This window comes from Planococcus halocryophilus, assembly GCF_001687585.2.
GTDB classification, from domain to species: Bacteria; Bacillota; Bacilli; order Bacillales_A; family Planococcaceae; genus Planococcus; species Planococcus halocryophilus.
Genome location: NZ_CP016537.2, coordinates 206,321 through 228,392 on the forward strand (window position 1 = coordinate 206,321; position 22,072 = coordinate 228,392).

General features: G+C 40.4%; 26 protein-coding genes. All 26 read left to right on the plus strand.

Annotated elements, in window-relative coordinates:
• Positions 1-6 precede the first annotated feature (6 nt).
• The 26 genes from fliG to BBI08_RS01225 all read left to right on the plus strand — a co-directional run bounded on the left by fliG (position 7) and on the right by BBI08_RS01225 (position 22,066).
• The gene (fliG, locus tag BBI08_RS01100; protein ID WP_008499232.1) at positions 7-1,020 is read left to right on the plus strand and encodes a flagellar motor switch protein FliG; all 1,014 of its coding nucleotides are present in this window, start codon (positions 7-9) and stop codon (positions 1,018-1,020) included.
• On the plus strand, positions 1,013-1,810 hold the full coding sequence (locus BBI08_RS01105; RefSeq protein ID WP_008499233.1) for a FliH/SctL family protein: 798 nt from the start codon (positions 1,013-1,015) through the stop codon (positions 1,808-1,810). The genes fliG and BBI08_RS01105 overlap by 8 nt, the downstream gene beginning before the upstream one ends.
• On the plus strand, positions 1,791-3,107 hold the full coding sequence (fliI, locus tag BBI08_RS01110) for a flagellar protein export ATPase FliI (protein ID WP_008499235.1): 1,317 nt from the start codon (positions 1,791-1,793) through the stop codon (positions 3,105-3,107). The genes BBI08_RS01105 and fliI overlap by 20 nt, the downstream gene beginning before the upstream one ends.
• Complete coding sequence (gene fliJ / locus BBI08_RS01115; protein WP_083383288.1) at positions 3,094-3,579, plus strand: flagellar export protein FliJ; 486 nt, start codon at positions 3,094-3,096, stop codon at positions 3,577-3,579. The genes fliI and fliJ overlap by 14 nt, the downstream gene beginning before the upstream one ends.
• Before the next feature lie 4 nt (positions 3,580-3,583).
• On the plus strand, positions 3,584-4,894 hold the full coding sequence (locus BBI08_RS01120; protein WP_008499238.1) for a flagellar hook-length control protein FliK: 1,311 nt from the start codon (positions 3,584-3,586) through the stop codon (positions 4,892-4,894).
• Positions 4,895-4,910: 16 nt separating this feature from the next.
• Positions 4,911-5,366: a flagellar hook assembly protein FlgD gene (gene flgD / locus BBI08_RS01125; RefSeq protein ID WP_008499239.1), complete on the plus strand. Its 456-nt coding sequence runs from the start codon at positions 4,911-4,913 to the stop codon at positions 5,364-5,366.
• A 43-nt stretch (positions 5,367-5,409) separates the two neighbouring features.
• Positions 5,410-6,192: a flagellar hook-basal body complex protein gene (locus tag BBI08_RS01130; protein WP_065528406.1), complete on the plus strand. Its 783-nt coding sequence runs from the start codon at positions 5,410-5,412 to the stop codon at positions 6,190-6,192.
• A gap of 49 nt (positions 6,193-6,241) precedes the next feature.
• Positions 6,242-6,457 (plus strand): flagellar FlbD family protein, encoded by a 216-nt coding sequence (locus BBI08_RS01135; protein ID WP_040851368.1) that lies wholly within the window; start codon positions 6,242-6,244, stop codon positions 6,455-6,457.
• A gap of 13 nt (positions 6,458-6,470) precedes the next feature.
• Complete coding sequence (gene fliM / locus BBI08_RS01140; protein WP_065528407.1) at positions 6,471-7,454, plus strand: flagellar motor switch protein FliM; 984 nt, start codon at positions 6,471-6,473, stop codon at positions 7,452-7,454.
• The gene (gene fliY, locus BBI08_RS01145; protein WP_008499241.1) at positions 7,444-8,502 is read left to right on the plus strand and encodes a flagellar motor switch phosphatase FliY; all 1,059 of its coding nucleotides are present in this window, start codon (positions 7,444-7,446) and stop codon (positions 8,500-8,502) included. The genes fliM and fliY overlap by 11 nt, the downstream gene beginning before the upstream one ends.
• Positions 8,503-8,528: 26 nt before the next feature.
• Entirely contained in the window at positions 8,529-9,176 is a 648-nt protein-coding gene (locus BBI08_RS01150; RefSeq protein ID WP_040851371.1) for a flagellar biosynthetic protein FliO, read from the plus strand.
• Positions 9,173-9,862: a flagellar type III secretion system pore protein FliP gene (fliP, locus tag BBI08_RS01155; RefSeq protein ID WP_008499243.1), complete on the plus strand. Its 690-nt coding sequence runs from the start codon at positions 9,173-9,175 to the stop codon at positions 9,860-9,862. The genes BBI08_RS01150 and fliP overlap by 4 nt, the downstream gene beginning before the upstream one ends.
• 16 nt (positions 9,863-9,878) lie before the next feature.
• Complete coding sequence (fliQ, locus tag BBI08_RS01160) at positions 9,879-10,148, plus strand: flagellar biosynthesis protein FliQ (protein ID WP_008431772.1); 270 nt, start codon at positions 9,879-9,881, stop codon at positions 10,146-10,148.
• Positions 10,149-10,154: 6 nt separating this feature from the next.
• A complete protein-coding gene (gene fliR, locus BBI08_RS01165; protein WP_040851373.1) occupies positions 10,155-10,934 on the plus strand; it encodes a flagellar biosynthetic protein FliR in 780 nt (259 codons plus the stop codon).
• Positions 10,935-12,023: a flagellar biosynthesis protein FlhB gene (flhB, locus tag BBI08_RS01170; protein ID WP_008499245.1), complete on the plus strand. Its 1,089-nt coding sequence runs from the start codon at positions 10,935-10,937 to the stop codon at positions 12,021-12,023.
• 22 nt (positions 12,024-12,045) lie between these two features.
• On the plus strand, positions 12,046-14,085 hold the full coding sequence (gene flhA, locus BBI08_RS01175) for a flagellar biosynthesis protein FlhA (protein ID WP_008499246.1): 2,040 nt from the start codon (positions 12,046-12,048) through the stop codon (positions 14,083-14,085).
• Positions 14,082-15,206: a flagellar biosynthesis GTPase FlhF gene (flhF, locus tag BBI08_RS01180; protein ID WP_065528408.1), complete on the plus strand. Its 1,125-nt coding sequence runs from the start codon at positions 14,082-14,084 to the stop codon at positions 15,204-15,206. Before flhA ends, flhF begins: the two co-directional genes overlap by 4 nt.
• Positions 15,199-16,068: a MinD/ParA family protein gene (locus tag BBI08_RS01185; RefSeq protein ID WP_008499247.1), complete on the plus strand. Its 870-nt coding sequence runs from the start codon at positions 15,199-15,201 to the stop codon at positions 16,066-16,068. Before flhF ends, BBI08_RS01185 begins: the two co-directional genes overlap by 8 nt.
• Before the next feature lie 36 nt (positions 16,069-16,104).
• Entirely contained in the window at positions 16,105-16,863 is a 759-nt protein-coding gene (locus tag BBI08_RS01190; protein WP_040851396.1) for a FliA/WhiG family RNA polymerase sigma factor, read from the plus strand.
• A gap of 36 nt (positions 16,864-16,899) precedes the next feature.
• Complete coding sequence (locus BBI08_RS01195; protein WP_008499249.1) at positions 16,900-17,331, plus strand: DUF6115 domain-containing protein; 432 nt, start codon at positions 16,900-16,902, stop codon at positions 17,329-17,331.
• Complete coding sequence (locus BBI08_RS01200; RefSeq protein WP_008499250.1) at positions 17,328-17,768, plus strand: YaaR family protein; 441 nt, start codon at positions 17,328-17,330, stop codon at positions 17,766-17,768. Before BBI08_RS01195 ends, BBI08_RS01200 begins: the two co-directional genes overlap by 4 nt.
• A gap of 20 nt (positions 17,769-17,788) precedes the next feature.
• Entirely contained in the window at positions 17,789-18,139 is a 351-nt protein-coding gene (locus BBI08_RS01205) for a PilZ domain-containing protein (RefSeq protein ID WP_008499252.1), read from the plus strand.
• 386 nt (positions 18,140-18,525) lie between these two features.
• The gene (locus tag BBI08_RS01210) at positions 18,526-19,296 is read left to right on the plus strand and encodes a hypothetical protein (protein ID WP_065528409.1); all 771 of its coding nucleotides are present in this window, start codon (positions 18,526-18,528) and stop codon (positions 19,294-19,296) included.
• A 44-nt stretch (positions 19,297-19,340) separates the two neighbouring features.
• On the plus strand, positions 19,341-19,805 hold the full coding sequence (locus BBI08_RS01215; RefSeq protein WP_008499254.1) for a hypothetical protein: 465 nt from the start codon (positions 19,341-19,343) through the stop codon (positions 19,803-19,805).
• A gap of 209 nt (positions 19,806-20,014) precedes the next feature.
• Positions 20,015-20,839, plus strand: a complete 825-nt coding sequence (locus tag BBI08_RS01220; protein ID WP_065528410.1) for a transporter substrate-binding domain-containing protein — start codon at positions 20,015-20,017, stop codon at positions 20,837-20,839.
• Between the two features lie 72 nt (positions 20,840-20,911).
• Entirely contained in the window at positions 20,912-22,066 is a 1,155-nt protein-coding gene (locus tag BBI08_RS01225) for a saccharopine dehydrogenase family protein (protein ID WP_008499256.1), read from the plus strand.
• The last annotated feature ends 6 nt before the right edge of the window (positions 22,067-22,072 follow it).

Consider the following 22,072-nt stretch of genomic DNA (forward strand, 5'->3'; position numbering starts at 1 on the left):
TGTCATATGGTTAGAGGAATACATGAGTTGACCGGGGTTCAAAAAGTGGCTATTTTATTGGTTGGTTTAGGACCTGAAGTCTCAATTGAAATATTTAAGCAATTATCAGAACCGGAAATTGATCAATTGACGATGGAGATTTCCAATGTTCGTCAGTTGAGAAATAGTCAAACAGAAAGAGTAATTAATGAGTTTTATGAAATGATTTTAGCTCAAGATTATATGAATGAAGGCGGTTTGGTTTATGCCCGCAATATTCTTGAGCAGGCACTTGGCAAAGAAAAAGCAATGGATACGATTAGCCGATTATCCAACCGGCTTCAAGTAAAACCGTTTAGCTTTGCACGTAAAGCCGATCCAACACAAATTTTAAACATACTTCAACATGAGCAAGCGCAGACGATTGCATTGGTTCTATCTTATTTGGATGCCAAGCAATCGTCGAAGATCTTATCTGAGTTACCGAGTGAAAAACAAGCAGAAGTGGCAAGACGTATAGCTTTGATGGAAAGCACTTCTCCGGATGTTATCCATCAAGTAGAGCAAATTTTGGAGCGGAAGCTGACTGCCAACGGTAGCCAGGATTACACAGCGACAGGCGGAGTTGAGGCAATTGTTCGCGTGTTAAGCAATGTTGATCGCGGTACGGAAAAATCAATTTTAGGAGAACTTGAAAAAGATAATGCAGAACTCGTTGCGGAAATCAAAAAACGTATGTTTGTCTTTGAGGATATTATTTATCTTGAAAGTCGTTCTGTTCAGCGCATTATTCGTGAAGTGAGCGATGCTGATTTGACGTTTGCCTTGAAAGTCGCAAGTGAAGAAGTTAAAGACAGTATTTACCGCAACATGTCGACTCGCAGATCGGAAGCTGTCCGTGAAGAAATTGAAATTATGGGTCCAGTCAAGCTAAAAGATGTGGAAAATGCACAAACGAACATCGTTGGTTTGATACGAGATATGGAGGAAAAAGGAGAAATTTCTGTGTCGCGTGGAGAAGGAGATGAAATGATTGTCTAATATCATTCGTCTTTCCCAGTCCCATTCTAGTGAAAAGAAAATTATTCAAACGCGTAAGATCGAAGCGAAAAAAACGGCTTTGATTGTGCAAGATGCAGATCCAAAATTACAACGTCAGCAATTGCTTGAAGAAATTAGCGGACTAGAATCTCGTCGTGAGCAATTGCAAGCTCAACTAGTGAGCGACCAAGAAAATGCACACCAAGAAATTAGTGAGTGGTGGCAGGAAAAACAACAACAAGCGCAGCAACTTGCGGAACAGCTTGGTCAAGAAGCAGAGCAGAAAGGCTTTCAAGCAGGATTTGCGCAAGGTTTGCAACAAGCCGAACGAGACAGTAGTGAAAAGCGGCTGGAAATGACGCGCTTGTTAGAGCTGGCTTATATAGAAAAAGCAAACATCATTCAACAAGCAGAGCCTTTCTTATTGTCTTTGAGCATCACTATTGCTGAAAAAGTCATTCACAATGAATTAAAACAAGATACACAACAATTGCTACATATCATTCAGCGGGCGTTAAAGCAGGTAGAAGAAGCAGAAGACATCACGATGCAAGTTTCACCTGAGGATTACCCGATTATTATTCCCTTTTTAGAAGAACTAAAAACCTATATTAAAGCAGATTCAGAATTGAAACTAATACCAGTTGCGAATTTAACACCAGGTGGTTGCCGAATTCATACAGCGAGCGGTTCTTATGATGCCATGGTCGATAACCAACTAGAAGAAATCAAAAATAAATTACTCGCTTACTGTGAGGAGAAAACCAACGATGAACTTGTGGGAAGATGAATACCTGGAACTGCTAGATGAAATTGAACCGATTAAAAAACACGGAAAAGTAATTCAAGTGATTGGTTTAACCATTGAATCGCGTGGTCCGAATGCGAAAATCGGGGAGCTTTGTCTACTGTATCCAAATCGCAACGAGCCACCTATTGAAGCAGAAGTTGTCGGCTTTAAGGAAAATAAAATCATGCTCATGCCTTTACAGGATTTATCACAAGTTGGACCGGGGTGTTTGGTCGTTGCAACAGGAGGTCCACTTCAAATTAAAGTTGGACCTTCTATTTTAGGGAAAGTTTTGGATGGAACCGGGATGCCGCTGGACGAAAGTTTGTTGCCGCGTGGTTTGAAAAAGTATTCGACCAATAATGCGCCTCCTAATCCGCTAAAACGCCCAAGAATCGATAAACCACTCGAAGTTGGCGTTCGCGCCATTGATGGCTTACTGACGGTTGGACAAGGCCAACGAATTGGCGTATTTGCCGGCAGTGGTGTTGGAAAAAGTACGTTGATGGGTATGATCGCTCGAAATACGGAAGCCGATATTAATGTTATTGCTTTAGTTGGAGAGCGTGGGCGCGAAGTTCGTGATTTTATTGAACGTGATTTAGGTCCTGAAGGGCTGAAAAAATCTGTGGTAGTAGCGGCGACTTCCGATCAAACGCCCATGCAGCGTATTAAAGCGGCACTGACGGCGACCGCAATTGCCGAGTATTTCCGAGATCAAGGAAAAAACGTCATGCTGATGATGGATTCGGTTACACGCTTTGCGATGGCACAACGAGAAGTTGGCTTAGCAGTAGGTGAACCACCGACGAGTAAAGGATATACGCCAAGTGTTTTTGCATTACTGCCAAAATTACTTGAGCGATCGGGTACGTCAAGCAAAGGGACGATTACGGCTTTTTATACCGTTTTAGTAGATGGAGATGACATGAACGAACCGATTGCCGATGCGGTACGAGGAATTTTAGATGGTCATATCGTTTTGGACCGAAAAATTGCTCAAAAAGGTCAATTTCCAGCAATCAACGTAATGGCCAGCGTAAGCCGCGTCATGCATGAAGTAGTCTCGGAAGAGCACCAACTAGCAGCAAGGGATTTTAAGCGCTTATTGGCAGCTTATGAGACGTCAGAAGACCTGATCAATATTGGCGCTTATAAAAGCGGTGCCAATAAAGAAATTGACGACGCCATTCGAGCATATCCAGTGATCAAAGAATACTTGCAACAAGACATATATGAAAAAGCTAAAATCGAAGAAAGCGTAGAACGGCTATCAGCACAATTTGGAGGGATTTAAACTGACACAATTCAACTTTCGATTTCAAAAGATATTGGATTTAAAAGAAAATGAAAAGGGCTTTGCGCAGATCCAAATGGCTGAAGCCATGAAACAACATGAAGTAGGGCATCAGCGAAACCGTATCATCCAAAAGAAAATTAACGAAGCTGAGCAATTTAAAAACACGAAACAGCAAAGTGGGATCAACATTTCGGAGCTAAGAATGTTAGAAGATTATATTTACCAACTTCAAGATGAATCGCTGTCTTCTAAACGAGAATTAGAACATTTGCAAAAAAAAGTATCAACTTCTCAAGGTTTGTTACAAAAAAAAGCCCAAGAAGAAAAAACGTGGGAAAACTTAAAAGAGCAAAAGTTGACGCATTTTCAAGAAGAAAGCAAAGCAGCTGAGCAAAGTTTTTTTGACGAAATGGCCAGCACACGATTTTATCGCTTAACCAAAGCGAATAACTTGGCAGAAGGGACTTAAGCGGATGGAAGCATTGAAACCAACGTTTCACCAAACTAATAGTCTCCCTGTCAAAACTGCTGCTGTACCCGTCCAAGGTCAAGCGGTATTTGCTTCTTTACTCGAGTCATTAAATTTAGGAGCAGAATTGTCGAACGCGGAACAGCAGCCTGCAGAAACTTTACTGGAAAATTTGTCATCCTTACTGGAGTCTTTGCAGGAGTTGTCAGTTGAAGATCAGCCAGCTGAATTGCAAGAAATTCAATACGCAGTTCTTCAGCTACAAGAGCTTCAAAGCGAGATCCCACAGCCACGTTTTGCGGTGATCAATCAAACGGTTGAAAGTGCGGAGAACGTAACAGATGTGAACAACAAACTGATTGAGTTGCTCGAAAAAATTCAACAGAAGTTGCAGATTTTAACAGAAGCCATGACGAAAGAAGTTCAAAAATCTTCAGGGCTTGCTGAGATAGAAGAAAGCAAAAAAACGGTAAGCTTTAACGAAATAACGCAAATTTCTAAGCAGCTCGATGAATTGATCGGCATGCTTGAGAGAAAGTCACAAACAAAAATAGGGATTGAAGAAAGCAAAACATTGCCGGAGATTCCAAAGTTTATCAGCGAAATGTTAAAACCCGTAAAAGAAATACCGAAAGTACCCGTTGATATACAAGAAACTCCGAAAATAACGGAAAAAGTAGAGTTACAACCTATTCCGAAAATCCACAACGGAGAAGAACTTCAATCCCCTAAAATACTGACTGAAGTAAAAACTTCTCAAGAGGCGGCTTCTCAAACTGTAGCTTCCATAGCAACGGATGCAAGCAAAGTTACAGGGAATACTGCTAGAACAGAAGCAAGTCCACAATCTACGCCATTTGTTCGCTTAGAAAACCTATTGGAAGATTTGGGAGGAATGCTGAAAAGCTCGATGCGTTTAGTAGAAAGCCAAGAAGGTATGAAAATGCGCGTCAATATTTTCCCTGAACATTTAGGGCATTTAGAAATTCTCCTAACGTCTACGAATGGTAAATTGGCTGCTCAAATTATGGCGAGCACTCCGATGGCAAAAGAAGCAATAGAACTTCAATTAAATCAACTAAGGGTGTCATTAGTTCAGCAAGGTGTAGAAGTAGAGAAAATCGAAGTGCTTCAACAAAGTTCGCAGCAAGCTTTTAATCAGCAGCAATCACAGTCGGGACAACGTTTTACACAGCCTCAACAAAGAAACGGAAAAACACATGACAATAATGGTTATGTGCAGCTTGAAGACGATAAGGGAGCGGAACGCCAGCCTCTTGTAGGTGAAATGATGAAAGTGGACTATACCGTATAAAAGAGAGGGTGTTTGGATGAACATCACGACAGCGATAACTGGAACCGCTGCTGCGCAAACTTCAGCTACTAAGAGGGAACCGACAAATGCACTTGGACAAGACGCTTTTTTGAAAATCTTGGTGACACAAATGAAGCACCAAGATCCAATGGAGCCATTAAAAGATACAGAATTTATCGGCCAGATGGCACAGTTTACAAGCCTCGAACAATTGACCAATTTAAATAAGACCATGAGTCAATTTGTGACCAATCAATCTGCTTCTTCTTTAGCAGATTATGCGCATTTAATCGGAACATCGGTTAAATGGCAGTCAGAAACCGGGTCAGGTGAAGGAATCGTTAAAGCCTTGTCTAGCAAGAATGGGGAATTGCTAGCTGAGCTTGAAGGCTCTGATGGCAAAGTGCCAATAAACTCGATAATCCATATTGAAAAAAACGCGAGCTTGTCAAATGAACAAGAAACTGTGTGATCCATTTTTGGATAAAACACCGTTCTTGAAAGGGGAAATTTAAATGTTACGTTCAATGTACTCAGGTGTATCAGGTATGAAAGGCTTTCAAACAAAATTAGATGTAATCGGAAACAATATTTCAAACGTGAATACAGTAGGATATAAAAAAAGCACAATTAACTTTCAAGATCTTTTAAGCCAAAATATGTCTGATAGTGGTGCAAACCCAATGCAGGTTGGTTTAGGTTCATCAATGGCAACAATAGGTGTAAATCACAATGCGGGTTCATTAATGACTACTGGAGTTGGAACAGACCTTGCGGTTATGGGAGACGGATTTTTCGTTGTTAAAGATCCGGAAGCAGCCCCTGGGGAAGGACAATATTTAACGCGTGCAGGTAACTTTACTGTGACTGCTGATGGGGACCTTGTAACAGCACAAGGCTATGAAGTTTTAGATAGTACAGGGAATAAAATTAATGTCGCAGGTTTTGACTCGTTCTCCATTAATCGCTTAGGTGAAGTAGTTCGTAAACAAGCTGATGGAACAGAAGACAATAGTATAAAAATGGGGGTTTCAGCACCTGAGAATCCTTCAGGTCTTCGTAAAATGGGTGGTTCATTATACCAAATGACAAATATAGCTAGTGCGAACGGGATAAATATTCAAACCGCAACTGATGCGAATTCAGAAGTAGGTTCTGGCGTACTTGAAATGTCAAACGTTGACTTAACGGAAGAGTTTACGGAAATGATTATTGCGCAGCGTGGATTCCAAGCAAATTCACGTACTGTGACTACTTCTGATGAAATCTTACAAGAAGTTATGAATCTGAAACGCTAATAGAGGGGGTTTAGGCTGAGTAGAGCCGTGGCTTTGACCAGCAACTAATATGATTCAACTTACCAGATTAAACCGCTCGTCTATTGTATTGAATGCCATCTATATTGAACGAATAGAATCAACACCAGATACATTGGTGACATTAACAACAGGCAAGAAAGTCCATGTACTAGAAACCATAGAGGAAGTTACGGACAAAGTGACCGATTATTACCGGAAACTGAACATTTTACCTCGTTTGCATGAGCCGAACTTGGACGAATGAGGAGGCAATCAAAGTGACAGACGTTTTATCAGATGAAAATATCAAAACCATTCTTTCGTCAATTGGGAAACAAAGGCCGAAAGCTATCGACAAAAAAAGAAATGTTCAAGAGTATGATTTCAAGAAAGCATTACGTTTCTCACAAGATCATATCCGTACCTTATCCCGGATTCATGAGAACTTTTCCCGCTTATTGGCTTCATACTTCTCGGCGCAACTTCGAACTTATGTTCAAGTGAATGTTGAAGCAGTAGAGGAAGTTTCTTATCAGGAGTTTATCCGCAATATCGAGAAAAAATCGATGTTGGGAGTCTTCGAAGCTTCACCGCTTCAAGGAAGTATGGTTATGGATTTTTCGCCGGACGTGGTGCACGTCATGTTCGATCGTCTTCTAGGAGGACAAGGAAACATTTTAGAGAAATCCAGTGAATTGACCGAAATTGAAATCAGTGTCATCAAACGGGTTTTTGCAAAATCACTCGACTGCTTTCAGGAAGCTTGGTTATCGGTGATAAAGCTAACTCCTGAGCTCAAAGAAATTGAAGTGAATCCGCAATTCCTGACCACTTCTTCTCCAAATGAAACAGTCATATTAGTAAAGCTACAAACAAAAATCGGCAATGTAGAAGGCATCATCAATATCTGTCTGCCTCATGTCGTACTAGAACAAATTTTACCGAAGCTGTCAGCGAAACATTGGCTGGCCAATCAAAAAAAAGCTATTGAAATCCATGAAATGGAAGCTCTCGAGGAAAAGCTCCAGAGCACTAAAATGGAAATCAAAGCTGTACTGGGACAAACGACAATTGAACTTGGAGATTTTCTGAACTTGAAAAATGGAGATGTGATTCGTTTAAATGAATCATACGATTCACCTGTCACGCTTCAAGTAGACAATAAATTAAAATTTTATGCGCAACCAGGCGTTTCAAAAGGTCGAATGGCTGTACAAGTGACCGAAGTATCAACTCAAGGAGTTGTTTTCGATGACGATTAATCAGCACTCACCAGAAGAACTTGCAAGTTTACTGAATTACGAGAAGACAGGAGGTAAGATGATGCCAGAAAACTCATTATCAAAAACAGAGTCAGAAGCAGTCATCGAATTGTTGAACACATCACTGGGCGGTTCCGCTGTCGTGTTGTCATCACTGCTTTCCGAACAGGTCTTCGTGACTTCACCAACTTTGACTATAAAGGATAAAGACGAAATGTTCGCTTCTGTGACTGCACCGTTCTATGGGGTACTTGGAGAATACGCTGGAGCTGCTAAAGGTATGCAAATCCTTGCCGTTTCAAAAAGAGAACTCGATGTGGCATTGGCAACCGGCCAGGACCTTACCGAGGAAGATGCCAAATTTAAAGCAGTTCAAGAGCTGGTTGAAAAGATGTTTGTTGCCGTAACAGAGTCGATGTCCACATTAATGGAAAAAGAAATTACTCATTCTTTAACGGGCATAGACATTGTCAACCAAGGTGAAGATTTTGCTGTAGATAATTACACTAAAGAGCAATGGTTTACGGAATCAGAATTTCAGATAAATGTCAGCAGCAGACAAAACATTCGCTTCTATCTGTATCTGCCGCTACCATTTGTTAAAAGTTTAGTTTCTATACTGAATGAACCGTTTGATGAAGAAGAAATAAAGGAGATCGGTGAAATGCCAAAGCCATCAGATAACAAGCACAATGAGCAGGCTCAAAGTCCACTGACTCAAGAAAGTCAGGCGATTCAAAGTGTTCAATTTTCAAGCTTTGATAACACAGAATTAGAGACATCTGAGCCGAATAACCTGAATATGCTATTGGACATCCCTCTTCAAGTAACCGTGGAACTAGGACGTACTAAACGGATGGTTAAAGACATATTAGAAATTTCTCAAGGATCTATTATCGAATTGGATAAATTAGCTGGAGAACCGGTTGATATTCTAATTAACAATAAGTTGATCGCAGTGGGAGAAGTTGTTGTCATTGATGAGAACTTCGGCGTTCGTGTAACAGATGTACTGAGTACGGCTGAGCGCATTTCAAAATTGCGTTAATGCCTGATAGAAGGAGTTTGCCAAGAGTGAACAAAACAATATATTTATATCTCATGCTGCTCATGGCGGCTCTGTTTTTTGCTGCAATGTCGGTGCCTTTGACTGTTCAAGCGAGTCCAAACGTTGTGGAATGGATGAACAATGAAGAGCCAACAGAAGAAGTACCGGTAGAAAGCATAGAAAATCCACCGGTAGAGGAAAAAAGTCTAGCGGGTATCATCATCCAATTAGCTTTTTATACGCTACTAATCGTGGTGATGATTTACGGACTTATTAAATTTTTGGCAGCACGTCAAAAAAATCTTCAACCCAATCAGGCTGTTAAGTTAATGGGAGGTACGCCATTAGGTAACAATAAATCGCTGCAAGTAGTGAAAGTCGGTGGTCAAGTGTATTTAATCGGCGTGGGTGATGAAGTAACGTTGATCAAGGAATTTTCGGATGCAGCAGAAATTAGCGCCATCGAAAAGGACTTTGAACAACAGCAGCCGGCCATCTCTCAAAACTTATTTAACTTTACGAAGAAAAAAATTGGGGACTTTTCGAAACAACCGCAAAAAAATGGTTTCGATCAGTTATTCAAACAAAGCTTGAATAAGCAAAAAGCTAAGCAACAAGATCTTGAAAAAGAGTTTCAGCAAGACTCACACGATAAGGAAGGGCGTCCATTATGATTCCGGAAATTTTATCTTCCATCAATATTCCGGGCATTGATTTTGGCGCAGAGTCACCTGAAGATGTCTCAACAACACTTCAGTTATTTTTCTTATTAACGATTCTTTCACTAGCTCCAGGCATCCTGATCATGATGACCAGTTTTACACGAATCATCATCGTTTTATCGTTTGTCCGAACTGGACTTGGTACTCAATCGATGCCGCCAAACCAAGTGTTGGTTGGTCTCGCGTTATTTTTAACGTTTTTCATCATGTCACCGATTGTCACAGAGATGAACGAGACGGCGTTGCAGCCTTATTTGGACGGTGAAATGGAACAACAAGAAGCATTAGATACAGCGATTGTGCCGTTAAAAGAATTTATGGCGAAAAATACGCGTGAAAAAGACTTAGCGTTATTTTTTAAATACGCAGAGCTTGAAAAACCTAACAGTATTGAAGAAATCCCACTAACTTCACTCATTCCAGCATTTGCGATTAGTGAGATGAAGACAGCTTTCCAAATCGGCTTTGTTATTTTCATTCCTTTTTTGATCATCGATATGGTTGTGGCCAGTACGTTAATGGCGATGGGGATGATGATGTTACCGCCAGTCATGATTTCGTTGCCATTTAAAATCTTACTATTTGTTCTTGTAGATGGCTGGTATTTAATAATCGAATCGCTGCTGGTCAGCTTTTGACGAAAGGAAGAAAACGATGACTCCAGATATGGTGATTAAACTAGCCGAACAATCGATTTTTACTGTTATTCTTATATCTGCTCCGATGCTGCTCATTGCCCTGGCTGTCGGCTTATTGGTTAGTGTGTTTCAAGCGATGACACAAATCCAGGAACAAACACTGGCGTTTATCCCGAAAATATTGGCAGTGTTCATCGCACTCGTCGTTTTTGGACCTTGGATGCTGACATTGTTGTTAGATTACACACGAGATTTGTTTGAGCAATTGCCGAGAATTATCGGGTAAGCGGACATGGAGAATATTTTTGACATACTGCCATATTTCTTACTTATGCTCATTCGCTTGACCGGTTTTTTTCTACTCGCTCCGATTTTCTCAATGCGGGGCGTGCCCAATCAATTTAAAGTAGGCATCGCAGCGTTTCTAGCTTTTGTCGCAGTTTCTACATTGCCCATGGGAGAACCCATTCTTTTAGACTCAACGTATCTATTATTAATCATTAAAGAACTGGCCATTGGTTTAGCACTCGGCTTCACAGCAGCTTTAATCTTATATACGGTTCAAATCGCTGGGGCTTTTATCGATTTTCAAATGGGCTTTTCCATGGCCAATGTATTGGACCCTCAAACGGGTGCACAAGTACCGATTATCGGCCATTTCAAGTACATGATGGCGCTATTATTTTTACTCACCGTAAACGGTCACCATTTAATGCTTGATGGTGTGATGCAAAGCTTGCGGATCTTCCCAGTAGAGCGATTAGCTGTGTCAGTAAAAGCTGAAGATATTGCACAGTTTATGACCAGCTTGTTTGCGGAAATGTTTATGATTGCGCTGCAAATTGCGTTGCCAATTGTAGGCGCGTTGTTTTTAGTGGATATTGCACTTGGGATTTTAGCGAAAACGGTGCCACAGCTAAACATATTTGCTGTTGGGTTGCCGCTCAAAATCTTTGTCGGTTTTATCATGCTTTTCCTGACGATGCCTGTGTTTTTCTATATCTTGCAGATTCTCTTTGAGAAACTCTTGGTGAGCATGGCTCAACTGATCAGTATATTAGGAGGAACGTAAGTGGTGAAACGATATCCTTTGGATCTGCAATTTTTTGCCGGTGAAAAAACTGAAAAAGCAACACCGCAAAAACGCCAGGAATCCAAGCGAAAGGGACAAGTCGCTAAAAGTCCTGAAGTCGCTGCCGCGATGATTATTATCGGTGGGATCATACTTCTGAACTCACTCGGTGGTTGGATGTTGGAACGAATTTTAGCCATTTACCGTATTCACTTTACACAATATATTTCCTGGGAAATAACTCCGGCAACCATTCGTACTTTGTTTGAACAAATGGCCATGAACGCTTTTTGGTTAATGGTGCCGATTATGCTAGTTGGTATGGTTTTTGGTTATTTAGGAAATTTCATTCAAGTAGGTGTGATTTTCACGTCAGACCCCATCATGGCAAAATTTGAACGATTAGATCCGATTAAAGGTGCGAAACGAATTTTCTCGGTTCGGGCGTTAGTGGAACTTGGGAAATCGTTATTAAAAATTGCCATCATCGGAGGCGCGGCATTTGGTGTGCTTTGGGTTGGGAAAGATGAATTGTTTACGTTGTCTCAAAAAAGCATTGGTTACTCGTTTTCTTTTATCGGCTCGTTAGTTTTTCAAATGGGTTTGATTGCCGGACTGATTTTACTTAGTTTGTCGATTCTCGATTATATTTACCAAAAATACGAATTTGAAAAAGGCATTAAAATGTCGAAGCAAGACATTAAAGATGAATACAAAAAAGCGGAAGGCGATCCGCTAATTAAATCTAAAATAAAAGACAAGCAACGCCAAATGAGCATGAACCGAATGATACAGGATTTGCCAAGTGCGGATGTGTTGATCACCAATCCAACGCATTATGCCATCGCTATCAAGTATGATGCTGAAACGATGGAAGCTCCGGTTATCATCGCGATGGGGAAAGATCATCTCGCGTTAAAAATTAAAGAAAAAGCAAAAGAATTTGGAATTGTGACGATGGAAAATAAGCCTCTTGCACGAGCGCTGTATGCCCAAGTTGAAGTTGGGGATGCTGTACCGGAAGAATTGTTTCTCGCCGTAGCTGAGGTTTTAGCATATATTTACCGCTTAAAAGGAAAGATTCGATAATTAGGAAGAGGAGGGGACCCGCGTGAAATTTAGAGATTATGCCATCATGGTAGCCGTAATCATGATTGTGGTGATGATGGTCATCCCTCTTCCGCCGCTGTTATTAGATGTTTTAATCATGATCAACATCAGCCTCGCCTTAACTATTTTGTTAGTGGCGATGAATACAAAAGAGCCACTGCAATTTTCTATTTTTCCTACCTTACTTTTATTAACAACGCTATTTCGTTTAGGATTAAACGTCTCCACAACGCGTTCAATTTTAACCAATCAAACCGGTGGACAAGTCATCGAGACGTTCGGTTCGTTTGTGGTTGGTGGCAGTGCCATTATCGGGATTTTAGTGTTCTTGATCTTGGTTATTATTCAGTTTTTAGTTATCACAAAAGGATCAGAGCGAGTGGCAGAAGTTGCTGCACGTTTTACACTCGATTCGATGCCAGGTAAACAAATGAGTATTGACGCTGACCTTGGTGCAGGTATGATTTCGGACCAAGAAGCTAAACACCGTCGTGAAAAAGTAGGTTCGGAAGCGGATTTTTACGGCGCTATGGATGGTGCTAGTAAATTCGTTAAGGGAGATGCCATTGCTGGGATTATCATTACCATCATCAATATTATTGGTGGATTACTAATTGGTGTCATAGTTCATGGTCTGCCATTCGGACAAGCTGCTCAGTTATTTACTCTCTTATCAATCGGAGATGGCTTAGTTTCACAAATTCCAGCGCTATTGATTTCGACAGCGATGGGTATTGTTGTGACGCGTGCGGTATCAGACGGCAATTTAGGGTCGGATATTACAAGACAACTTTTCGCATATCCAAAAATGCTCTATATTGTTGCTGGAACTTTAGTGATGTTCGCAGTCTTTACGCCGATTAGCCCGATGTTAGTTGTGCCGATTGCAGGAGTTATCTCTTATGGCGCATTCCAAATGCAACGAACGTTGAAGTCTGAAGAAAAACAAGAACTTGACGTAAGTAAAGACGATAAGGAAGTCGAAGGGATGAAGAGTCCTGAAAGCGTCATCGACTTATTGCATGTGGATGCCATTGAATTTGAATTTGGGTATGGCCTCATTCCGATTGCCGATAAAAATCAAGGCGGCGATCTACTCGACCGCGTCATCATGATTCGCCGACAATGCGCAATGGAGCTTGGCATTGTCGTTCCAGTTATTCGCATTCGTGACAATATTCAACTGCAACCAAATGAATACATTATTAAAATTAAAGGTAACCGCGTAGCATCAGGTGAAATTATGCTCGATCATTATTTGGCTATGAGTCCAGGTATTGACGACGAATCTGTAGAAGGCATCGAAACCATTGAACCGGCCTTTGGCATGCCAGCGTTATGGGTTGATGAAGATATGAAAGAAGAAGCGGAAATGGCGGGCTACGCCATTGTAGATCCACCTTCTGTTGTGTCCACTCATTTAACCGAAGTGATCAAACGTCATGCACATGAATTGATCGGGAGACAAGAAGTGAAATCACTTATTGAAAACATGCGCGAAACGGCACCAGCGGTAGTAGAAGAATTAGTGCCCAACTTGATGACCATTGGTGAAGTGCAAAAAGTGCTGATGAAGTTATTAAAAGAGAAAGTATCGATTCGCAATTTATTAGCTATTTTAGAAACGTTGGCAGACTATTCTTCGCAAACGAAAGATGCTGACTTGTTGACGGAATATGTCCGTCAGTCCTTATCGCGACAAATTACGTTGCAATATGCTACACCAAAAGAGCCATTGCAGGTGATTACAGCAGGAGCAAGTCTTGAGAAGAAATTTGCGGATTCGGTTCATCGCACGGAACAAGGTAATTACTTGTCCATCGATCCAGAAGCTTCTCAGACGATTTTCCAAAAGATCACGGAACAAGCATCACAGCTTCAACAAACAGGTGTACAGCCTATCTTGTTGACGTCTCCTGCCATCCGTATTTACATGAGACAGTTTGTCGAGCGTTTTGCACCAGATTTACCAGTACTATCGTATAACGAGCTAGAGCCGGAGGTTGAAATTCAAAGTGTTGGAGTGGTGAACATCTCATGAGGCTAAAAACATACATCGTCAGTACGATGGCCGATGCAATTCCAATGATCAAAAAGGATTTAGGCCCAGATGCCTTGATCTTGAACACAAAAAAAATTAAAACTGGGGGTTTTTTAGGTTTTTTCCGGCAAGAAAAACTAGAAGTTACAGCGGCAATCGACCCAGTTACCTCAACGGAAAGTAAAAAAATAGAACCAACAAAGCTAGCGTTAAAAAAGATAGAACCTTCCAGAAGTCATGACCACTCAAAAGATTCTCCAGCTGAACTCATTAATGAGCTAAAGAACATCAAACAGTTTATGGTGCAGCAGATGAAAGAAGAAAACCTGCCGGAATCACTTCGGTTGTTGAAAGCTCAATTGACTGCACAAGAAGTAGCACCCGAAATTTCGGCTGACTTGCTGGCGAAATTAATGTCAAAAGTAGGTGGGGATACGACCCGAACTTTAGACAGTGTGCGGCTGTTAGCCCGTGAAGAACTAGTAGCGATAATTGAAGCTCACCAATCACAATCCGCTTTGCAAGACCCAGAGGTTATCTGTTTTATCGGTCCGACGGGAGTGGGGAAAACAACTACTATCGCTAAAATTGCGGCTGATTATATGCTGACAAAAGATAAAAAAGTAGGATTGATTACGGCGGATACATACAGAATAGCTGCAGTTGAGCAATTGAAAACCTATGGCGGTATTTTAAACATCCCGGTTAAAGTAGTAGAATCCTCAACAGATCTGACAAGGGCAATTGAGGAATTTCAGGACTGCGACATTATTTTAATGGATACGGCTGGACGAAATTATCAACAGGCGAAGTATATTGAAGAGCTTAAACGCTTATTGCCGACTGACAGCAAAGTACAAATTCATCTAGTGTTGAGTTTGACTTCCAAGTACGAAGATATGAGAAAAATTATTAATAATTTCGGATCGATTTCCATGGATGAACTACTTTTGACCAAAAAAGACGAAACGGGTTCTGCTGGTGCTATCGTGAACTTGGTTTGTCAATACGACATTCCCATCCGTCATATTGCTAACGGTCAAAACGTTCCAAACGATATAGTGGCGTTCACGCCAGAATTGGCGGCTGATTTCATTATGGGGGAAGAAAATCATGCTTGATCAGGCAAAACAGTTAAGGGAAAAGATGATAGCAAAAAAGACTGATGGGGCTGACCGGAAATCTATTAAAAAGACTCGTGTATTGGCGATAACCAGCGGAAAAGGAGGAGTTGGAAAATCCAACTTCGCTTTGAATTTTGGTTTAGGTCTAGTGGAAAATGACAAAAAAGTACTGATTTTCGATGTTGATTTGGGATTTGCTAATATTGATGTATTATTAGGTCGCATCCCTAAAGAAACCATTGCCTCAATGATTGAAAAAGATTTGGCCGTCCGAGATATCATTGAAAAAGGACCAAAGGGACTCCTGTTCATATCAGGTGGTAATGGTTTTAATGAGTTATTTCAAATGGACGATCACAAATTACACAAATTTTTTCAGGAACTGGCCACGCTACAAGGTGAAGTAGATTATATTATCTTAGATACAGGTGCGGGACTGTCTTATGAAAATCTTCGTTTTATCTTGGCTGCAGATGATGTTATTTTAGTGACGACTCCCGAACCAACATCTATTACAGATGCTTATTCGGTCGTTAAGATGGTCCATGGCAAAGACCCAAATGTTCATATGAAACTGGTAGTCAATCAATGTACCAATAGCAAAGAGGGACAGCGAACGGCTGATAACTTTAAGCAGGTAGCTGAGCAATTTTTAGACAAAGAAATTGGTGCGTTAGGTTCTATTCCCAATGATTCGCATGTACCAGAAGCTGTTAAAAAGCAAGAGCCATTAATGCTAGCTTATCCAAATAGTGAGTCGGCATTAGCGATTCGTCAAATAGCCAGTGAATTTCTACAGCTTAGGGTCCCTTATAAATTAGGACTTAAAGGGTTTATCATGAAAATCTTTTTTAAATAAGAGTGGCTTTGCCACTTGGAAACGGTGGTGAAAATCATGCTGAATCATAAATTATCAAAAGAAGAGCTTACTTATTGGAGCGACTGGCAACAACATCGAGATCCAGAGGCTGGCGAGTACTTGGTTGAACAGTACCTTCCTTTGGTCGATTACGTGATTCAACGGTTCATGATCAGTTTGCCCAAAACTGTGGAAAAAGATGATGTCCGCAGTTATGCTTACGAAGGCTTGCTGGACGCTTTAAGTAAGTTTGATATTGAAAGGGATTTGAAATTTGAAACCTATGCTTCTTGGCGTATCAAAGGAGCTATTATCGATGGGTTACGACACAGTGACTGGCTGCCGCGGTCAGTCAGAGATAAAGTCAAGAAAATTGAAAAAGCCTATCTTTTGTTAGAACAGCAAAATAGTGTAGCAGTCTCTGATGAAGAGGTCAGTTCGTATTTAGGCATTACGAAAGCGGAGTTGAATAAGACTGTGTCTGAAGCTGCCTTAGCAACGATGATTTCAATGGATGACGAACACTTTGAAGAGCGAGGAACGGTAGCAGTTTATAACGCTGATTCACCTGAACGGCAACTGTCGGAGCGGATGACAAAAGAATCTTTGGTTCGTGCTATTGAGAAGCTGCCCGAAAAAGAAAAAATCACCGTTTCTTTATGTTATTTTGAAGAGATGAAATTAACCGAAATTGCAGAAATTCTAAGTGTTAGTGTATCGAGAGTTTCGCAACTCCATTCAAAAGCCATGCTGCGACTTCATGCATCAATTTTGTCTGTACACGATCATTATTGATGGGGTAAAAACAACCAAAAGTCTAGGGGGATGATTATGGTATGGCTATTGACGGCAATTAGTATTGCTCTGTTGCTAATGAATGTTCTGCTGATCCTAACAGTTATAAAACAGCGCTTAGATAAAGACCCAGAGAGAGTACACGAAAAGATGGCTGAATTTGTGGCTCAACTTGAACAAGAAAACAATGAACTTTACAATAAATTAACCATATATGTTAAAGATCGTGAGACTCAGTTGTTAGAGAGAGTTGAACGTTTGGAACGAAATAAGGTGCCAGTATTTGAGGAAATGGACACTCCAGAAAAGTCTAATATGGATCCGGAAAAAATAATTCAGCTTTCCAGACAAGGATTTTCTTCTAAGCAAATTGCTAAAGTGCTTCAAGCTGATTATGGTGAAGTAGAGCTCGTCGTTAATATGAATAAGAAACTGCATGGCAATTCTAAAGTAAACGGGGTGCTATGATGCGCATTGATAGTCAGAACGCACTCCAGAACGACCGACTTTCAAAACAAGTCAGTGGAAATAAAACAAATGAGATTTTTTCAAATGCCATGAAAAAATCTCAATCAAAGTTGCAAAATGATTCGTTCAACCAACTTATGAGTCGTGTTGACATACAAGGACAGAAGTTAACCAATCAAAGAACCCTTGAAAATGTTATAAATTATAAACAGGCGATTAAACAATTTGTATCAGAAACCGTACGTTACGGCTTGCATTTATCAGACGAACAAAGCCAAGTTTCAGGCGGCGGTATGAAGTCCCAACAGATTATTAAAGTAATCGATAAAAAACTTATTGAAATCCAAGACCAAGTATTGAATAATGAAGAAGAAGGAATTGGTACTTTAGGTCTAGTTGGAGAAATCAGAGGTCTGCTTATAAATTTGTATATGTGACCAAGGATGGAGAGAGCGGAATGTCGGAAAATCGTCGCGAATTTTTTCGAGTTACTTTCAATCAGGCTTTGAATGGTAAGATTTCAGTTTACGGAGACAAATTTTTGCCAGTCGAAATTTATGATGTTAGTGCCGGTGGTTTAGTATTTTCTTCTACGCTTAACATTCCTTTGGGAGAAAGCGTGCGTTGCAGCTTTGAGATATTAGATAGTCCTTTCTTGCTAGAAGGATCTGTTGTTCGAAAAGCGACTGGTGTGGATGTAGTGGAGTGCGGTGTGGAATTTGCTGTAAACCAAGGAGCGTCTTCAGAGTTATTCAAGCAACTAAATTACTATCAAATTCGCCAACGCAAAAGTTTTATAGATGATTAACTTCACCATACGAAAAAGAACAGGCCTAGTGCCTGTTCTTTTTTTGTTGTCGAGAAAGTCCACAATTTGTGAAGTCATAAAACCGCGATGGTCGCTTCGGGGATGGATCTAGCGAGAAGCCAGGAAGACCACCTGTCTTCTCGCTTCGCCTAGCCCGTGGACGCGCCATCGCTTGCGACTTTCATCATTAGGTAGATTAAAGAATATTGAGATCCATGTTTAGATAAACAACGGGATATCAAAGTATTTTATCTACAAATTCTAAGAACAGGCCCAGTGCCTGTTTTTTTATCGAAATTAGCTAGATAGAGGTTTGGATTACGAGAAGGAATTTCCAAAGAAAAAATAGAAGTAATAGCCAAGCGAATAAGAAAAAGAAGGTGGAGATGATAGAAGCACCGGCAGAAATTCTTACTGTATGGCGGCAATTTGATAGCTTTCCTATGGAGACGTTGACAAAGGCTTGGTACTATCAACACTCAGGTGTAACTAAACAACGTAGCGTGGAACAAATGGTGGCGCATCATAGCCAATATGGAATTACAGGCAATTGTTTTGATTTGGCGATTTGGTTGCTGTCAGCTTTTGATGAAGCGGGGATAAAAGCATATCCGGTAGGCAGCAATTTGAAAACAAAACAAGCTCATGCGGCTATACTAGCTGAAGATCAATATGGTCGGAGATTTTTATGTGATCTGGGGGACCAATGGATTCAACCCATTATGATCGACTTTACTAGTGAAGCTTTTGATGGCAATAAACAGTCTGGTTTTTTTCCAGGAGCGGAAGTGCAAGTCCGACCGTCTGAAAAAGGGTTTGAGATTGTGTATTTTCGACCAAATGGCAAAAGATCTAGTCAAGTTTATATGACTCAACCCATTGAACGTGAATATTTGTTGGAGGCGGCCGAGTATTCTCAACATCATATCCACCCGGAGCCGCTGGTTGAAGTTCGATTACAGGACAAAGGTGAAACCGTCCATTGGGAATTTGACAATTGGCAAAGCTTTTTAAGTACGAATGCAGGGCTGTATCCTGATTCACCTGTTGAGACGTTAGAAGATTGGATAGAAAGAATTCATGAAAAAACACATTATGATAAAGAATTCTTACTTGAGGCTTTAAGTTATTATAAACAACTGAAAAGTAATGAATAATAGTATCGATAAGCTGCAGAAAGAAAAGGGCAGGTGAATCATGTATGGAATCTAAAACACAATTGCAGTTTGAACTGACAGAGTTTGCAGACGATCGAGGAGAAGAACGAATACCGGCTATTGGCAACTATGATTATTGGCTCTTGCTGATGGAATATTTTATAGCCAAATCCGATAGTTTTGAAATTCATTGTTGGAATGAAGAAGTGGTCGCCATTGAAGAGTTTACGTCTAGTGTTCCAGGACTGTTCGAAATCACTGAAAAAGAAGGCATGACTATTTTTACTGGTTTACTAACAGTTGAAATCGCCGAATTTTTGATCACACGCCCTATAAATCGAGAAAAGAGGCTGGCATGGTTTTCCGTGTTTTTAAGTAATGGAGAGCAACATGTTTTCTCTTCAGAGCATTGGGGAACTGAATTTTTTGTGCCGGATGTAACGGAAGAAGATTTGTTGTTTATCCAACATGTTGCACCAGATGATTCATTATTTAATGAATATGAATAGAATTTAAGCCTCCGAAAATTAACTAGCGGGGGTTTTTTATTTTCTGCAAAATATTCTTAAAAATCTGAAATCTCATTGACTTTATCTTCTTTAAAGTTAATAATAGGTAATGTAGTAATTTCTAAAATATGGAAATAAACGGTTCTATTGTAATGGAAAGCTAAGCAAGCGAAAAACAGTTGGGAAAATTTGAAGGTGGAGGAATAGAAATGAAAAAAACTACGATAAGTACTCTTATACTTTTATTTATTTTTGGTCTGCTAGCGGCTTGTGGATCTGAAGACGCAGCAAAGACAGCTACTGCGAAGGAAACAGAAGGTAATACAGGTGGAGTACTCGAACGTATGGAAGAATCGAAAGAATTGAATGTTGCATTTGAAGGAACTTATCCACCTTTTAACTTCATCGATGATAATGATGAATTTCAAGGGTTCGATGTCGATATCTCTAACGAAATTGCAGAACGTCTAGGTGTGGAAGCTAATTTTATCGCAACCAAATGGGATGGGTTGATCGGAGGACTAAAGGCAGATAAATTCGATATCATCATCAGCCAAATGACGGTGACAGAAGAGCGGAAAAAAAGTGTCGACTTTACAGACCCATATGTTATTTCCGGATCGGTGCTAATCACACGTGAAGATACAGATGATATTACAAAACTTGAAGATATCAAAGGTAAAAAAGTAGGTGTTGGTGGTGGAACGACTTTTGAAGAAGTAGCGAATAGCGTGGACGGAGCAGAAGTGAAGTTGTACAAAGCTGTCGGTGATTATATTCAGGATTTAACGAATAAACGCCTTGATGTCATTATCAATGATCAATTGTTGATCAGTTACAACATTAAGGAAAAAAATCTTCCAATAAAAATTTCAAGCGATATTTTAAATAAAGATGAAATCGGTATGGCTGTTAATAAAGGCAATGAAGACTTTATTGAAAAAGTTAATATTGCTTTGAGTGAAATGAAAGAAGATGGAACATACGATGAAATTTATAAAAAATGGTTTGGGACAGAACCGTTAAAAAACTAGGTCTTTATCGTAGTGGAAGTGACTTATCTAATTATGATTTTTGGATAAATGCTAAGTGTAAGGGGTGAGGAAATGCACATCTTCGTTTTAGGAACAGGCATGATTGGTACTACGGTAGTAACAGAGTTAGCTAAATATGCTGGTGCAGAAAAGGTTACAGCTGTCGATATCAATCAATCCAGCATTGATAAATGCTTAGCTATCGCTAAAAGTTCACGAGTGTTTGGTAAAGTGGCGGAACTAGCGACAGAAAAAGATATTGCCGAAGTGCTGAAAGGCGCTGACATTGCGATAGCATGCCTTCCCCATTCATTGAGTGTTGCAGCTATCAAAGCAGCAATTGCATCAAATTGTCATTTGATTGATTTAGTGGGATCCCGATTTCCTGAAAAAATGGCAATGCATCAACAAGCACAACAAGCAGGGGTGTTGATTGTCCCAGGCTGTGGTGTAGCACCAGGCATTACTAACTTTCTGGCAGCACAAGGAATCGAACTGCTAGACGAAGCACAAGAAGCTGTATTGGCCTGTGGGGGGGTTCCGAAATATCCGGATCCCCCTTTAGGGTATCAAGTCGTTTATCGTCTTGAAAGTATGCTGGATCTTTATACGAAACCGGCAACCATTATTCAAGCGGGCAAAATTGTTGAATTAGCACCACTGTCTGGATTAGAAGAAATGAGTTTTCCAGAACCAGTAGGTCTGTGTGAAACGGTTATTACCGACGCTCATAGCACTGCATTTATGCTTCAAGGAAAAGTGACAAATTTGGTGGAGCGAACGGTCCGGTATCCAGGGCATTGGAACAAAATGCGTGTTTTGAGTGAGTTGGGTTTTCTTGACGATGCTCAAATTTCTATTCAAGACATAGCTATCAGTCCGAAGTCATTCGCGGAGAAAATTTTGGCACCGAAATTGTCTGGCCATTCAATCGAAGACATCACAGTTTTAAAAGTAGAAGTGAGTGGCATGAAACAAGGTATTCAGAAAAAACACACATGGGAAATGATTGATTTATACGATCATGACCGAAAAATAACATCCATGGCTAAAACGACAGCTATCCCGGCGATGCTGGTGGCACAATGGATTGCCGACAAAAAAATATTAGAGACAGGTGTTATTCCAATCGAAAATTTAATTGTTCGAGAGCGATTCCAGCCATTTTTAACTGAATTGGCTCATTTAGGAATTGAGATTGGGTATAAGGAAGAAATTTTCGGTTGAAGAGAA

Coding starts and splice junctions, on each gene's coding strand:
- fliG (WP_008499232.1), top strand. CDS start 7: ATGGTTAGAGGAATACATGAGTTGACCGGGGTTCAAAAAGTGGCTATT.
- fliI (WP_008499235.1), top strand. CDS start 1,791: ATGAACTTGTGGGAAGATGAATACCTGGAACTGCTAGATGAAATTGAA.
- BBI08_RS01120 (WP_008499238.1), top strand. CDS start 3,584: ATGGAAGCATTGAAACCAACGTTTCACCAAACTAATAGTCTCCCTGTC.
- flgD (WP_008499239.1), top strand. CDS start 4,911: ATGAACATCACGACAGCGATAACTGGAACCGCTGCTGCGCAAACTTCA.
- BBI08_RS01130 (WP_065528406.1), top strand. CDS start 5,410: ATGTTACGTTCAATGTACTCAGGTGTATCAGGTATGAAAGGCTTTCAA.
- BBI08_RS01135 (WP_040851368.1), top strand. CDS start 6,242: ATGATTCAACTTACCAGATTAAACCGCTCGTCTATTGTATTGAATGCC.
- fliY (WP_008499241.1), top strand. CDS start 7,444: ATGACGATTAATCAGCACTCACCAGAAGAACTTGCAAGTTTACTGAAT.
- fliP (WP_008499243.1), top strand. CDS start 9,173: ATGATTCCGGAAATTTTATCTTCCATCAATATTCCGGGCATTGATTTT.
- fliQ (WP_008431772.1), top strand. CDS start 9,879: ATGACTCCAGATATGGTGATTAAACTAGCCGAACAATCGATTTTTACT.
- fliR (WP_040851373.1), top strand. CDS start 10,155: ATGGAGAATATTTTTGACATACTGCCATATTTCTTACTTATGCTCATT.
- flhF (WP_065528408.1), top strand. CDS start 14,082: ATGAGGCTAAAAACATACATCGTCAGTACGATGGCCGATGCAATTCCA.
- BBI08_RS01185 (WP_008499247.1), top strand. CDS start 15,199: ATGCTTGATCAGGCAAAACAGTTAAGGGAAAAGATGATAGCAAAAAAG.
- BBI08_RS01190 (WP_040851396.1), top strand. CDS start 16,105: ATGCTGAATCATAAATTATCAAAAGAAGAGCTTACTTATTGGAGCGAC.
- BBI08_RS01195 (WP_008499249.1), top strand. CDS start 16,900: ATGGTATGGCTATTGACGGCAATTAGTATTGCTCTGTTGCTAATGAAT.
- BBI08_RS01200 (WP_008499250.1), top strand. CDS start 17,328: ATGATGCGCATTGATAGTCAGAACGCACTCCAGAACGACCGACTTTCA.
- BBI08_RS01205 (WP_008499252.1), top strand. CDS start 17,789: ATGTCGGAAAATCGTCGCGAATTTTTTCGAGTTACTTTCAATCAGGCT.
- BBI08_RS01210 (WP_065528409.1), top strand. CDS start 18,526: ATGATAGAAGCACCGGCAGAAATTCTTACTGTATGGCGGCAATTTGAT.
- BBI08_RS01215 (WP_008499254.1), top strand. CDS start 19,341: ATGGAATCTAAAACACAATTGCAGTTTGAACTGACAGAGTTTGCAGAC.
- BBI08_RS01220 (WP_065528410.1), top strand. CDS start 20,015: ATGAAAAAAACTACGATAAGTACTCTTATACTTTTATTTATTTTTGGT.
- BBI08_RS01225 (WP_008499256.1), top strand. CDS start 20,912: ATGCACATCTTCGTTTTAGGAACAGGCATGATTGGTACTACGGTAGTA.